Origin of the sequence: Bradyrhizobium sp. YR681, assembly GCF_000282615.1 — a bacterium.
Classification (GTDB): domain Bacteria; phylum Pseudomonadota; class Alphaproteobacteria; order Rhizobiales; family Xanthobacteraceae; genus Bradyrhizobium.
In genome coordinates this window covers 16,633-29,338 of record NZ_AKIY01000183.1, presented here as the reverse complement: position 1 = coordinate 29,338, position 12,706 = coordinate 16,633, and the positions used below count along the sequence as shown (strand labels likewise).

13 protein-coding genes are annotated in these 12,706 nt (G+C 66.4%); 4 read left to right on the top strand and 9 right to left on the bottom strand.

From position 1 onward, the window contains the following. Position 1 precedes the first annotated feature (1 nt). From PMI42_RS14605 to ftsE, 4 genes are all read right to left on the bottom strand, one after another. A complete protein-coding gene (locus PMI42_RS14605; protein WP_008135328.1) occupies positions 2-790 on the bottom strand; it encodes a lysophospholipid acyltransferase family protein in 789 nt (262 codons plus the stop codon). Positions 791-801: 11 nt separating this feature from the next. Next, on the bottom strand, positions 802-1,506 hold the full coding sequence (locus PMI42_RS14600; protein ID WP_008135327.1) for a YdcF family protein: 705 nt from the start codon (positions 1,504-1,506) through the stop codon (positions 802-804). A gap of 72 nt (positions 1,507-1,578) precedes the next feature. Then, the gene (locus tag PMI42_RS14595) at positions 1,579-2,547 is read right to left on the bottom strand and encodes a cell division protein FtsX (RefSeq protein ID WP_008135326.1); all 969 of its coding nucleotides are present in this window, start codon (positions 2,545-2,547) and stop codon (positions 1,579-1,581) included. Continuing rightward, a complete protein-coding gene (gene ftsE / locus PMI42_RS14590) occupies positions 2,540-3,199 on the bottom strand; it encodes a cell division ATP-binding protein FtsE (protein ID WP_008135325.1) in 660 nt (219 codons plus the stop codon). The genes PMI42_RS14595 and ftsE overlap by 8 nt, the downstream gene beginning before the upstream one ends. A 179-nt stretch (positions 3,200-3,378) precedes the next feature. Between ftsE and PMI42_RS14585 the strand changes: the two genes are divergently transcribed. Together PMI42_RS14585 and PMI42_RS14580 are read left to right on the top strand one after the other, a co-directional pair. After that, positions 3,379-4,257 carry an MJ0042-type zinc finger domain-containing protein gene (locus PMI42_RS14585; protein ID WP_008135323.1) on the top strand — a complete coding sequence of 293 codons (879 nt, stop codon included), beginning with the start codon at positions 3,379-3,381 and terminating at the stop codon, positions 4,255-4,257. Positions 4,258-4,363: 106 nt separating this feature from the next. Next, positions 4,364-4,738: a response regulator gene (locus tag PMI42_RS14580; protein ID WP_008135321.1), complete on the top strand. Its 375-nt coding sequence runs from the start codon at positions 4,364-4,366 to the stop codon at positions 4,736-4,738. A gap of 106 nt (positions 4,739-4,844) precedes the next feature. Here PMI42_RS14580 and PMI42_RS14575 read toward each other — a convergent pair whose 3' ends face one another. Continuing rightward, the gene (locus tag PMI42_RS14575; RefSeq protein ID WP_008135318.1) at positions 4,845-5,999 is read right to left on the bottom strand and encodes a DUF4175 family protein; all 1,155 of its coding nucleotides are present in this window, start codon (positions 5,997-5,999) and stop codon (positions 4,845-4,847) included. Beyond that, positions 5,987-7,933, bottom strand: a complete 1,947-nt coding sequence (locus tag PMI42_RS14570) for a TIGR02302 family protein (protein WP_008135316.1) — start codon at positions 7,931-7,933, stop codon at positions 5,987-5,989. Before PMI42_RS14570 ends, PMI42_RS14575 begins: the two co-directional genes overlap by 13 nt. A 169-nt stretch (positions 7,934-8,102) precedes the next feature. Here PMI42_RS14570 and PMI42_RS14565 point away from each other — a divergent pair, with 169 nt between their 5' ends. Further along, a complete protein-coding gene (locus tag PMI42_RS14565) occupies positions 8,103-8,486 on the top strand; it encodes a carboxymuconolactone decarboxylase family protein (RefSeq protein WP_008135314.1) in 384 nt (127 codons plus the stop codon). Positions 8,487-8,714: 228 nt separating this feature from the next. After that, the gene (locus PMI42_RS14560; protein ID WP_008135312.1) at positions 8,715-9,623 is read left to right on the top strand and encodes an NAD(P)-dependent oxidoreductase; all 909 of its coding nucleotides are present in this window, start codon (positions 8,715-8,717) and stop codon (positions 9,621-9,623) included. 9 nt (positions 9,624-9,632) lie between these two features. Here the strand turns inward: PMI42_RS14560 and lysA are convergent, their stop codons facing one another. The 3 genes from lysA to argH all read right to left on the bottom strand — a co-directional run bounded on the left by lysA (position 9,633) and on the right by argH (position 12,704). Continuing rightward, on the bottom strand, positions 9,633-10,898 hold the full coding sequence (gene lysA, locus PMI42_RS14555; RefSeq protein ID WP_008135309.1) for a diaminopimelate decarboxylase: 1,266 nt from the start codon (positions 10,896-10,898) through the stop codon (positions 9,633-9,635). Between the two features lie 23 nt (positions 10,899-10,921). Beyond that, the gene (lptM, locus tag PMI42_RS14550; RefSeq protein WP_008135306.1) at positions 10,922-11,215 is read right to left on the bottom strand and encodes an LPS translocon maturation chaperone LptM; all 294 of its coding nucleotides are present in this window, start codon (positions 11,213-11,215) and stop codon (positions 10,922-10,924) included. Positions 11,216-11,306: 91 nt separating this feature from the next. Beyond that, positions 11,307-12,704, bottom strand: coding sequence for an argininosuccinate lyase (argH, locus tag PMI42_RS14545; protein WP_008135304.1), 1,398 nt, complete (start codon positions 12,702-12,704; stop codon positions 11,307-11,309). Positions 12,705-12,706: the final 2 nt, after the last annotated feature.

The window sequence follows — 12,706 nt, the reverse complement described above, 5'->3', positions numbered from 1 at the left end:
GTCACACGGCGCGATCCCCGCCGCCGGCACTCATGTGGCTCGGCGAGGCGCCGATCAGCTGCTCCTGCTGCCTGCGGCCCGCCTCGACGAGGCGGCCGGTCGCGTCTTCGATGGCCGTCTGCACGCGCAAGAGAAACTCATCTTTCGGCAACCCTGCGGGCAAGGGATCGAGAAATTCCACCACGAGCGTGCCGGGATAGCGCATGAAGGTGCGGCGCGGCCAGAACAGGCCAGAATTGAGCGCGATGGGCAGACACTGCACGCCGCAGGACGAATAGATCTGTGCAAACCCGGTCTTGTAATCGGGAGGTGCACCCGGCGCACGGCGGGTGCCTTCCGGGAAAATCACGAGCTGCCCGCCTGCGCGCACCGCCTCGCGTGCGCGGCGTGTCATGTCCAGCAGCGCCTTCACGCCGGCCTTGCGGTCGATCGCGATCATGCCGGTCTTGACCAGGAACTGACCGAAGACAGGGATCTGCATGAGCTGACGCTTGAGGATGAAGATCGGGCGGTTGAAGAAGCCCGGCAGCACGAAGGTCTCCAAGAACGACTGATGTTTTGCGGCGATCACCAGCGGCCCTTGCGGGATCTTCTCGAGACCACGGAATTCCACCTTGATGTTGCAGACCACGCGCATCAAAAACAGCGTCGCCTTCGCCCACCATTGCGCGACCGTCAGCATGGCGCGCGGCGGCAATGCGAAGGTCGGCAGCGCCACGATCGCAAGGCACACCAGCACGGCATAGAACAGCACGTTGAACAGCAGCGAGCGCAGGAAAATCAGGAACATCAACAATCCGATCAATTGGCCTGTGCGGTGGCGGGCCGCTTCGGCTGCATTCCGGGAGGCTGCTCCGACATCTCGGGCGAAAGGTCAATCCCGAAATCCTCCAGCCGCACCCTCAGCTCAGCCGCGATGTACTTGACATATTCCGACATCAGCAACCGCAAGGTGGACGCCGAGGTCCACCACGGCTCCTCCCGCCATTTGTCGCCGACCACCACGAACGGGATCAGCGCCGTCTCGGGCATCGCGTGCGAGAATTCCACCAGCGCGCGCGGCATGTGATAGTTCGAGGTCACCACGATCAACGATTTGAAGCCGCGCCCCTCCGCCCAGCGCCGCGCTTCCGCCGCGTTGCCCCGGGTCGAGAGCGCGGTGCGGTCGAGGTCGACGCAACAGGTCATGAAGGACTGGTTCTCCGGCAAGGTCCGGGAGATGTCGCTTGCCGTCGAGGTCGGATGCACGCCGGAGATCAGCAGCCGCTTGCCATAGCCGGCAGCGAGCAGCTCCATCGCGTCCGACACCCGCGAGGAGCCCCCGGTCAGCACCACGATGCCGTCGGCCTTGCGATCCGGCGCGATCTCGGCGCCGCGCAGGTGTGACAGGAACGCGATGAAACCCGCCGCCGCACCGACGAAGGCGAACGCAAACGTCGATACCAAGGCCGCGCGCAGCCAGCCGCGCGGCAGTTTCGGCGATCGATCGTCGGTCGGCGAGGTCATATGATGTCGGTGATCCCTTCCCCGGATGATTTTAAGACGTTTTGAGGCGAAGTGGAGTCCGGTTTATCGAGCCTAGTCGACGTCGTTCAGTGTTGCGAACAGCGTCTGGCGCGAGGCGACCGCGGTGATGGCGCCGATCAGCACCGCCTGCACCGCGAGCACGACATAGCCGGACGGCCGCAGCGAGAAGGTACCGAGCAGGGCGGCGAACTGATCGCCGACCGGCGTGCCCGAGAACCAGCCTGCAATGGACTCGGAGAAGCCGAACACCAGCATGGCGGCGCCGCCGCCGATCACGCCGCCTTCGAGACCGAGACGCAGGAAATGGCGCAAAAAACGGTTGGCGATGTAGCGGTCGCCGGCGCCGACGAAATGCAGCACTTCGACGATCGGCCGGTTCGCCGCCATGGCGCCGCGGGTCGCGAACGAGACCGAGATGATCGTCGCGATGATGACGAGCGCGAGGATGCCGAGCCCGGCGAGCACGGTGGCATTGGTCATCGAGCGCATGCGCTCGATCCAGGCACGGTGATCGTCGACGCTGGCGCTCGGCGCCACCTGCGTCACGCGGGCGCGCAAGGCGCCGAGATCGAGCGGCGTGCCGGGCTGCACGCGCGCGATGATCATGCGCGGCACCGGCAGATCGTCCATCGACAATCCGGTGCCGAGCCATGGTTCGAGCAGCTTGCCGCTCTCGTCCTTGGTGAAGGGCTTGACCTCGACGATGCCGGCCTGCGCGCGCATCGCCTCGGTCACCGCCGCCGTGTCGCGATCGAGGTCGCGGCCGGTCTGGGGACGGACCTGGATGGTGATTTCGCTGGCGACGTCCGACTGCCATTCGGCGGCCGAGGCGCTCACCAGCAGCACCGTGCCCGTGGTCATCGACGCCAGGAACGTCATGATGGCGACGACGGCGACCAGCGCACGCCCGTGGATCGAGGCGCGCGGCACGATCGGCGACAGGTTGCGCGCCCTGGCCGGAAGCGGCGGACGCTCCTGTCCGAGGTCGACCAGTACGCCGCGCTCGTCGGTCCTACTCATAGACGTGCAGCCGTCCCTGATGCAGCACGAAGCGTCGCGCCTCGTACTGGTCCATCAGGGCGATGTCGTGCGTGGCAATGATGACGGCGGTGCCCGATTTGTTGAGCTCGATGAAGAGCCGCAGCAGGCGGCGGCCGAGCGTCGGATCGACGCTGCCGGTCGGCTCGTCCGCGAGCAGGAGCTGCGGCCGCGAGATCACCGCGCGCGCGATCGCGGCGCGCTGCTTCTCGCCGCCCGACAGGATCGGCGGCAGCGCGTCCATGCGCTCGCCGAGCCCGACCCATTTCAGGAGGTCGATGACCTCCTTGCGGTAGCTCGACTCGCTGCGACCCATGACGCGGAACGGCAACGCGACGTTCTCGTAGGTCGTCATGTGGTCGAGCAGGCGGAAATCCTGGAGCACGATGCCGATGCGCTTGCGCAAGTCCGCGATCTCGTCCTTGCCGAGCTGCGAGATGTCGTGGCCGAACAGATTGACGAGACCCCGCGTCGGCCGGTGCGACAGGAACAGCAGGCGCAGCAGCGACGTCTTGCCGGCGCCGGACGGGCCGGTGAGGAATTGGAAGGAATGCGCGGGGATCTGGAAATTGAGGTCGCGCAGGACCTCCGGCCCCAGACCGTAACGCAATCCGACATTTTCGAACCGAACCAAGCTCAGCTCCGTTCGAGAGGTGGCGGCAGGAGCGCCGCGGCGCTCGGCCACACGCGATCAGGGGGTTGTGCGGCCGTTATGGTTTCCGGTTCGTTAACGGTCGCCCTGTAGCATTTGGGGTGCCGGGCTCTCCTCGACCGGCTCATCGTCAAGACCAGTCCGTGCATCAAGGCTCGTCCATGCATATCGTCTGTCCCCATTGTACGACATCCTACGCCATCAAGCTCGCGAGCCTGGGGGCGAACGGGCGTACCGTCCGCTGCTCCCGCTGCAAGGAGACCTGGGTCGCCTTTGCCGACGACGCCATCGAGGAGGCCTCGGTCCCGGCCATGGCGGCGGCCAGCCAGGCCGACGACCAGTCCGACCTCGCCGCGGAGTGGAACTCCTACGCCAAGGACGATGGCACCGCCGACACTCCTGTTGTCGACAGCCCCTCGATCGCCAGCGACTGGCCGGACGAGGGCGCCAAGGAGATCGAGGACGAGTGGTCGGCAGCCGCCCGGGTCGCCGAGGAGGAGGTCGTCGGCGTACAGCACCAGTCCTGGTTCCGTAGCCTGTTCAGCCGTCGTGGGGCACGGGTCAGCCGCCCGGCCCCGGCCAAGACGCCGCGGAAATCCTCTTTCGGCCTGCCGACGGCCTGCGCCGCCATGGGCGCGCTGGTCGTGGCCCTCGTGGTGTGGCGCGGCGACGTGGTGCGCCTGCTGCCGCAAACCGCGGCCTTCTACAAGATGGTCGGGCTGGAGGTGAACCTGCGCGGGCTAGCCTTCAGGGATGTGAAACTCTCCAGCGAGACCGTTGACGGTAAGCAGGTGCTGGTGATCGAGGGCGTGATCGTCGGCCAGGGCAAGAAGCCGCTCGATATCCCGCGGTTGCGCTTTGCCGTGCGCGACGCGCAAGGCGCCGAGATCTACGCCTGGAATGCCGTGCTGGAGCAGACCGTGCTGCAACCCGGCGAGCGCGCCTTCTTCCGCTCGCGCCTGGCCTCGCCGCCGCCGGAGGGCCGCAATATCGATGTTCGCTTCTTCAACCGGCGCGACATTGCCGGCGGCAGCGTATAATCAGCCAGCCGTTATTTGAGCATGATCTTTTCGGAAAACCGCTACACACTTTTCCGGATCATGCTCGAGATCCCGCACGGGAAGGTTCGTCCCAAGGTTTGATCTGATGCCAAAAGTCTTGATCGCCGACGACGAGGATTCGATGCGCCAGCTGGTGGCGCGCGCCATCGCCATGGACGGCCACGAGACCGTCACCGCGCAGGACGGCGCCGAGGCGCTCGAGATCCTGACCCGCGAGGACGGCGCGTTCGATCTGTTGCTCACCGACATCCAGATGCCCGTGATGGACGGCATCGCGCTGGCGCTGTCCGCCGCGCGCGATTTCCCCGACCTGACCATTTTGCTGATGACCGGCTATGCCGACCAGCGCGAGCGCGCCTCGAATCTGAATGCGCTGGTGCATGACGTCGTGACCAAACCGTTCTCCGTCGCGGACATCCGCACCGCAGTGGCGGACGCGCTGGCGGCGAAGAAGGGGTAGCGGTGCTCTTGTAGCCCGTATGGAGCGAAGCGGAATACGGGAAGTCCGGGGCTGCAGCTATCCCGGAGGCGCTGCGCTCCATCCGGGCAACAGCACCGATCGCCCCTCAAAAATCCTTCAGCAGCCGCTCGATATAATCGAGCTCGATCTGCGGGCGCGAGGGATCCCCTAGGCGGCGGCGGAGCTCTTCCAGGATGCGGCGGACGCGCTGGGCGTCGATCTCGCCGGGGATCTTGACCGTGTAGTCGTCGCCGAACTCGCGGCCGTGAAGCGGGCGACCGAGCGGGTCGGTCTGATTGCCGCCGCTCTGCTGGCGGCCGGCCCGGTTGCCGGGACCATCGCCCTGCCCGTCGCCATCGCCCTGCTGCATCGCCTCGGCCATCTTCTGCGCGCCCTTGCGCAAGGCGTCGAGCGCCTTGCCCTGCGAGTCGACGGCGCCGTCGGCATTGCCGTCGCCGAGCTTCGAGCCGGCATCGCCCATGGCCCCGTCGGCGCTGTCCAGACTGCCGTCGTCATCACCATCGTCGCCGTCCTGATCGCCATTCTGGCCGGGCTGGCCCTGGTCGCCCTGCGGGCCTTTCTGTCCCTGCTGACCTTTCTGGCCCTTTTGTCCCTTCTGCGCGAGGCCGCGCTTGGCAAGCTCGTCCTGCAACTTCTTCAGGCGGTCGCGCAGCGCCTGCTGGTCCTGCTGGAGGTCCGACATCGACTGGTCGCCCTGCGGCTTGCCGCGCGAGCGGTCACGCCGGGAGTCCTGGCCCTGCTTGTAGGTCTTGTCGCGCAATTGCTGCTGCTTGCGGATCATGTCGCTGAGCTCGTTCAGCGCCTGCTCCATGTCGCTTTCGCCGGATTGTCCCGGCTGCGCCATCTGGAGATTTTCCATGATCTGGGCAAGCTGCTCGAGCATGCGCTGGGCCGCCTCGCGATTGCCTTCGCGCGCCAGCTTCTCGATCTGCTTCACCATCTCGTCCAGGTCGCGCTGGGTCAGCGTGGAGCGATCGCGGCTGGATGACTGGCTCCGTTCCGTCGCCCGCTTGTATTCCTCGAGCTTCTGGATGGCATCGGATTGATTGGACAGGCTCTTGCCGGATTCCTTCTGCCTCAGGCTGTCGCCGGAATCCTGCATCGCCTTTTCGGCGCCGTCGAGCAATGCGTCGACATCCTGATCCTGCTGGGCAGCGACGGGCGAGACGCCTCCCAACAGGAAGGCGAGGCAGGCGATCGAGATCGCCTTCAAGACTGGCGCGCGTCCTAGCTTCCGCATTTACGGTCTCGCATAGACTGGTTGGACCCGTCGTTGCCCGCCTTCGCCCGGTTGTTCGCCGACTTCCGATAGGCCTGGAGCTGCTCGCGCAGCGCGTCCTGTTGTTTCGCCAGCTCTTCGAGCTGCTCGGGCGTGGCGTTCTGGGTCTTCTGTCGCAGCTCGACGGACTTGTCGAGGATGAGCTGGACCTCCGCCGGGAACGGCTGCCGGGGCCCAAGCGGATTCTGCTCCGCGCGCCGGGCGAGGTCGCGCACCTTGCCGGCCATCGCCTCGCGGAGCTTCTGCGTCAAAACCCTGATCTCGTCCTCGCTGGCGCCGCGTTCCAGCGCCCGCTTGAGCGCGTCTTGCGCCGAGCGCAGCGCGGCGTTGACGCTGCCCGCGACACCGTCGTCCTCGATCGTGACCGCGAACGCCCACATGCTCGAGACCACGTCGCGCAACGCGTCGTCGGTGCGGGCCGCCTCGAGCTGGAGCGCGAGGTTGCGCAGGCCGAGATAGCAGCCGGCATCCGGCGTGAACAATTCCGGTGCGATCATCAACGCGTCGAGCGCGGCGTAGACGTCGGAATTCTTGTTGGCGTCGAGTGCGAGGATGCGGCGCTGCTCGATCAGCGCGCGCGCGAGCGAGTTGGTGAACAGCCGCTCGGGCAGGCGCATGCTGAACGGCTCGCTCCTCGCCTCGTTGCCGGCCTCGTCCTTGGCGGCGAGCGTCAGCGTGACGTCGGCGCCGGCATAGGGGTCTTCGCTGAGATCCTTCACCGTCTGGCCGACGCCGTTGCGGGTGCGCGCATTCGGCAGCACCAGCGGGAATTGCGGTGGCTGGAACAGCGGCCGCGCCGCGGCCTTGGTATCGCCGCCCTTGCCGGCATCCTTGCCAGCATCCTTGCCGTCGGCAGCGCGCAGGCCGATTTGCGCTTCGGCGCCGGTGACGCCGTAATCGTCCTCGATCTTGTAGGAGAGCTGGAGCGCGCCGCGGGCCTGGCGCTCCGGATCCTTGGCGAGCGCAATCGTCGGCGCGCGGTCCGGCGTGGCCGCGAATGCCCATTGCGGCTGGCCGGAGGGCGCACGGACATGCGCGGTGCCGTCACCGGTGATGGTGAAATGCTTCTCGTTGGTGCCCTTGGGCGTGGCTTCGGTCGGGGCAACCTCCTTGAGGCCCCCGGAGACGGCGACATCCAGATTGCCGCCGGAGGAGCGCACGATCAGGGTCGAGCCGGCGGGAACGGCGAGCGGGCCGGAGGTCGGCAGCGCCGCGGCTTCCTTGTTCGCCGCGGACAGGATCACGGGCGGCTTGCCGGTGTAGAGCGGCGGGGTGACCCAGGCGTCGACGCGAACATTCGTGGGCGCCAGCACGCCATTCCAGTCGAAGGCGGCGCCCAGCCGCATCGCGCGCTCGTCGCCGGCGGCGAAGAAGGTCGCAACCAGCATCACCATGACCAGCGCGCGCAGCGCCCAGGGGTCATGCAGCGCCAGGCGGGGGTGCGGCAGACCGGCACGGATGCGCTTGAGCGAGGCCAGCGTGCGCTCGCGCTGTGCCTGCCACAGCACTTGCGCGATCGGATCCTGCGAAGTCAGCGTGTCCGTGAGCGTGGTGGCCGGGCGGTGACGGATGCCGGAGCCACGGTCGAGCCGGGCGAGCCCCTCCTCGCGGCTCGGCCAGCGGAAGCGGAGCAGCGGGAGCAGGACGGCAATCGCGATACCGGTGAAAACAACGAGACCGACGGCGCGGGCGAGGAACGGCAGCGCGAGCCAGAGACCGGCCCAGGACACCACCAGGAACAGGCCGACGACGGTGAGCAGCCGCGCCAGATTTGGCCAGGCACGCTCCCACGCGATGGCATAAATCGCCCGATCGAGGGCCTGCGCCAGCTTCAGCCGCGACAGAGCGTCGCCATCGCGGTTCGGGTCTGACGGGTCGGGGGTGACGCCGTTCAATCAGCTCTCCAGGTTGCCCGGTAGAGCCAAGCGTATCACAACGGCAGCACTGAGGCATCCGTTCCTGTACTGGACACACCCCTTTTCCCGCATAACACGAGGACGTGACTGGCCCGCCGCAACCCCGTAATTTCCGCGCCGCCATCCAAGAAAGACGAGAGGAAACGCCATGGACAAGAAAATGCACGACAAGGGCCTGGAAATTCGCAAGGCGGTGATGGGCGAAGCCTATGTCAACAATGCCCTGAAGACTGTCGACGACTTCAACCGTCCGTTCCAGGAGCTGCTCAACGAATATTGCTGGGGCGCGGTGTGGGGCCGCGAGGAGCTGCCGCGCAAGACCCGCAGCATGCTCAACATCGCGATGATCGCGATCCTGAACCGCCAGCACGAATTCCGCGGGCACCTGAAGGGCGCACTCACCAACGGCGTCAGCCGCGACGAGATCCGCGAGATCCTGATGCAGGTCGCGATCTATGGCGGCATGCCGGCTGCCGTCGACAGCTTCCGCACCGCGCGCGAGGTGTTCGCGGAGATCGACGGGAAGGCGTGAGGGGAGCCTCTTTCCTCCGTCGTCCCGGGGCGCGCGCAGCGCGAGCCCGGGACCCATAACCACAGGAAGATGTGGTTATGGGGACTCGGAGTTACCGCCTCCGCGCAATGACCCCATCCTGGGGTTATGGGTCCCGGGCTCATCGCTTCGCGATGCCCCGGGACGACGAGCGGAGAATAGTCGCCACGTCACGTCCAACGAACAACGAAAACTAAAGAAGGAAACACCATGGACATCGGATTCATCGGCCTCGGAAACATGGGTTTCCCGATGGCGCGGCGGCTGATCGAGGCCGGCCACAAGCTCGTCGTGTTCGACACACGCAAGGAGGTCATGGACAAGCTCGTGGCGCGCGGCGCGACTGCCGCGACGTCACCGAAGGACGTCGCTGACCAGGTCGAGACCGTGATGGCGAGCCTGCCGTCGCTGCAGGCTTCGCTCGCGGTTGCGACGGGACCGAACGGCGTCATCGAAGGAAGCCGCGCAAAACGCTTCATCGATCTCTCCACCGTCGGCTCGACGATGGCTTCAAAAATTCACGGCCTGCTGGCCGCGCGCAACATCGTGCAGGTGGACTGCCCCGTCTCGGGCGGTGTCGGCGGCGCCGAGAAGGGCACGCTGGCGGTGATGGTGTCGGGGCCGAAGGCGGAGTTCGAACTGATCAAGCCGGCGCTCGACGTGATCGGAAAGGTGTTCTTCATCGGCGAGAAACCGGGCGCGGCGCAGACCATGAAGCTCGCCAACAATTTCCTGTCGGCAACCGCAATGGTGGCGACGTCGGAAGCCGTGGTGATGGGCGTCAAGGCCGGTCTCGATCCCGCCGTGATGATCGACGTCATCAATGCCGGCTCCGGCATGAACACGGCGAGCCGCGACAAGTTTCCGCGCTCGGTGCTGCCGCGCAGCTTCGATTTCGGCTTCGCCACGGGGTTGATGGTGAAGGACGTGCGGCTGGCGCTGGAGGAGATGAAATCACTCGGACTGTCGATGGAGGTCGCCGACGCCGTCGGGCGCCTGTGGGAGACCGTGATCAGCGCGGAGGGCGCCGAGTCCGATTTCACCGCCGCGATCAAGCCGATCGAGAAGAAGGCCGGGGTCGTGGTCGGCGGAGCCAAGGGCGGATTGGCGGGAAAGTAGCGCCCCGCCTCACAGCCACGGCGCCGGCGTATCCATCGCGATCAGTTGCTCGACCTCGATGCGCGGGCGCACCACGGCGTATTGATCGCCCTTCACAAGCACCTCGGGCACCAGCGGCCGCGTGTTGTAGGTGCCGGCCTGCACCGCGCCATAGGCGCCGGCGGTCATGATGGCGATGAGATCGCCCGCCTTCGGCGTCGGCAGCGCGCGGTCGAGCGCGAGATAGTCGCCGGTCTCGCAGACCGGGCCGACGACGTCGGCCATGATGGTGGCCGCGCCCTTCGGGGCTTGCGTCACCGGCAGGATGTCGTGATGGGCTTCGTACAGCGTCGGGCGGATCAGATCGTTCATCGCAGCGTCGATGATGACGAAATTCTTGCCGTCGCCGTGCTTCACGTAGATCACCTTGGCGACCAGGATGCCGGCATTGCCGACGATCATGCGGCCCGGCTCGAACATCAGGGTGCAGCCGAGATTGTGGCTGACGCGCTTGACCATGGCGGCATAGGCGTCGGGCGCCGGCGGCGCCTCGCGGTCCATGTAATAGGGAATGCCGAGGCCGCCGCCGAAATCGACATGGCTGATGTCGTGGCCGTCGGCGCGCAGCGTCTGCACGAATTCGGAGAGGATGCGGAACGCGATCTCCATCTTGGAGAGGTCGGTGATCTGGCTGCCGATATGCACGTCGGTGCCGGTCACCTGGATGCCCGGCAGCTTCGCGGCCCGCGCGTAGACCTCGCGGGCATGCGCGAGCGGAATGCCGAACTTGTTCTCCGACTTGCCCGTCGAGATTTTTGCATGCGTGCCGGCGTCGACGTCGGGATTGACGCGCACGGAGATCCGCGCGGTCTTGCCCATCTCGGTCGCAAGGCGCGAGAGCAACTCGAGCTCTGGCTCGGATTCGACGTTGAGGCAGAGGATGTCGGCGGCAAGCGCGGCGCGCAGCTCATCTTCGGTCTTGCCGACGCCGGAGAACAGGATCTTGCCCGCGGGAATGCCGGCGGCCAGCGCGCGCTTCAATTCACCGCCCGAGACCACGTCGGCACCGGCCCCGAGCTTGGCCAGCGTGCGCAGCACCGACTGGTTGGAGTTCGCCTTCATGGCGTAGCAGACCAGCACCTTCTCGCCGGCAAAGGCATCGGCGAAGACGCGGTAGTGCCGCTCGAGCGTCGCGGTCGAATAGCAATAGAACGGCGTGCCGACGGTTGCCGCCAGCTCGGACAGGTTCACCGCCTCGGCGTGCAGCACGCCGTTGCGATAGTCGAAATGGTTCATGGCGTTGGCTCGGTTGTCCCGGCTTATTTCTTGCCGGGAGGTTCGTCCAGGAGCGGGTCGAGAATGAACGGTTTCTTCTTGCCCTTGGTCGCGGCAGGCCCCGCATCCGCACCATAGGTGGGATTGAACACGCTCGGCGTCCTCTGGGTCTCGGTCTCGGTATCGGCCGGCGCTGCGACATTGGCCGTGGACGCGCTGGAGGCGGTCGGCGGCAGATCGAGCGGGCCCTTGCGGCCGCAGCCAGCCAGCGCAAGCGCCGTCAGGCTCAAGACAATGATGGCCCACCCCGAGCCGGCCGGGCGAAACTTTGACGTCACGACGAAATCCCCACTACGGGGCGCACCATACAGAGATTGGCGCGCTCTGGCGAGAGCCGGATGACCATGAAACATCAGCGAAATTTTGCCCTCAGCCCAATTTTCGCTCTTTTTCCAGCCGCTTGGCCCAGGCCTTGGCCTGCGACGCCACGTTCTTCGGCGCGGTGCCGCCAAAGCTGGTCCGGCTCTTCACCGACGATTCGACCGAGAGTACGCCGAGCACGTCCTTGGTGATCTTCGGCTCGATCGCCTGCATCTCCTTGAGCGGCAGCTCGTGCAGCGCCACGCCGCCCTCGGCGGCCTTGGCCACGATGCGGCCGGTGACGTGGTGGGCGTCGCGGAACGGCATTTTCAGCGTCCGTACCAGCCAGTCGGCAAGATCGGTCGCGGTGGCATAGCCCTCGCCGGCAGCAAGCCTCATCTTGGCCTCGTCAGGCTCGAGGTCGCGGACCATGCCAGTCATGGCACGGATCGCCAGCGACAGCGCGGCAAAGCCCTCCATGGCGCCCTGCTTGTCTTCCTGCATGTCCTTTTGATAGGCGAGCGGCAGGCCCTTCATCACGATCAGCAGGCCGTTGAGCGCGCCGATGACGCGGCCGGTCTTGGCGCGCACGAGTTCGGCCGCATCCGGATTGCGCTTCTGCGGCATGATCGAGGAGCCGGTCGTGAACTTGTCGCTGAGGCGGATCAGGCCTACCAGCGGCGAGGTCCAGATCACGATCTCCTCGGCGAAGCGCGACATGTGCACCGCGCAGATCGAGGCCGCCGACAAGGTCTCCAGCACGAAGTCGCGGTCGGAGACCGCATCGAGCGAGTTCGCCATCGGGCGGTCGAAGCCGAGCGCCTTCGCGGTGGCGTGGCGGTCGATTGGGAACGAGGTGCCGGCCAGCGCGGCGGCGCCGAGCGGCGATTCGTTCAGTCGCTTGCGCGCATCCTGGAAACGGCCGCGGTCGCGCGCGGCCATCTCGACATAGGCGAGCAGATGGTGGCCGAAGGTCACCGGCTGCGCGGTCTGCAGATGCGTGAAGCCCGGCATCACGGTCGCCGCGTGTTCGAGCGCGCGGTTGACCAGGGCGGCCTGGAATGCGGCGAGCGCGGCATCGGTCTCGTCGAGAACGTCGCGGACATAGAGACGGAAATCGGTCGCGACCTGGTCGTTGCGCGAGCGGGCCGTGTGCAGGCGGCCGGCGGCGGGGCCGATCAACTCGGACAGGCGGCTCTCGACGTTCATATGGATGTCTTCGAGCGCGCGCTTGAACGTGAAGCCGCCCTTGCCGATCTCTGACAGAATCGTGTCTAGACCCTTGCCGATATTTTTCGCATCAGAGGCCGTGATGATGCCTTGCGTGGCCAGCATCGCGGCGTGGGCCTTGGACGCGGCAATGTCCTGGGCAAACAGGTGACGATCGACGTCGATGGAGACGTTGATCTCTTCCATGATCTCGTCGGGACGTTCCGAGAACCGGCCGCCCCACATCTTGTTGCTCATGA

Bases quoted from the DNA above. Each gene is read 5' to 3' on its own strand.
- PMI42_RS14585 (WP_008135323.1), top strand. From the start codon at position 3,379: ATGCATATCGTCTGTCCCCATTGTACGACATCCTACGCCATCAAGCTC.
- PMI42_RS14580 (WP_008135321.1), top strand. From the start codon at position 4,364: ATGCCAAAAGTCTTGATCGCCGACGACGAGGATTCGATGCGCCAGCTG.
- lysA (WP_008135309.1), bottom strand. From the start codon at position 10,898: ATGAACCATTTCGACTATCGCAACGGCGTGCTGCACGCCGAGGCGGTG.
- PMI42_RS14605 (WP_008135328.1), bottom strand. From the start codon at position 790: ATGTTCCTGATTTTCCTGCGCTCGCTGCTGTTCAACGTGCTGTTCTAT.
- PMI42_RS14565 (WP_008135314.1), top strand. From the start codon at position 8,103: ATGGACAAGAAAATGCACGACAAGGGCCTGGAAATTCGCAAGGCGGTG.
- PMI42_RS14560 (WP_008135312.1), top strand. From the start codon at position 8,715: ATGGACATCGGATTCATCGGCCTCGGAAACATGGGTTTCCCGATGGCG.
- argH (WP_008135304.1), bottom strand. From the start codon at position 12,704: ATGAGCAACAAGATGTGGGGCGGCCGGTTCTCGGAACGTCCCGACGAG.
- PMI42_RS14600 (WP_008135327.1), bottom strand. From the start codon at position 1,506: ATGACCTCGCCGACCGACGATCGATCGCCGAAACTGCCGCGCGGCTGG.
- PMI42_RS14595 (WP_008135326.1), bottom strand. From the start codon at position 2,547: ATGAGTAGGACCGACGAGCGCGGCGTACTGGTCGACCTCGGACAGGAG.
- PMI42_RS14575 (WP_008135318.1), bottom strand. From the start codon at position 5,999: ATGCGGAAGCTAGGACGCGCGCCAGTCTTGAAGGCGATCTCGATCGCC.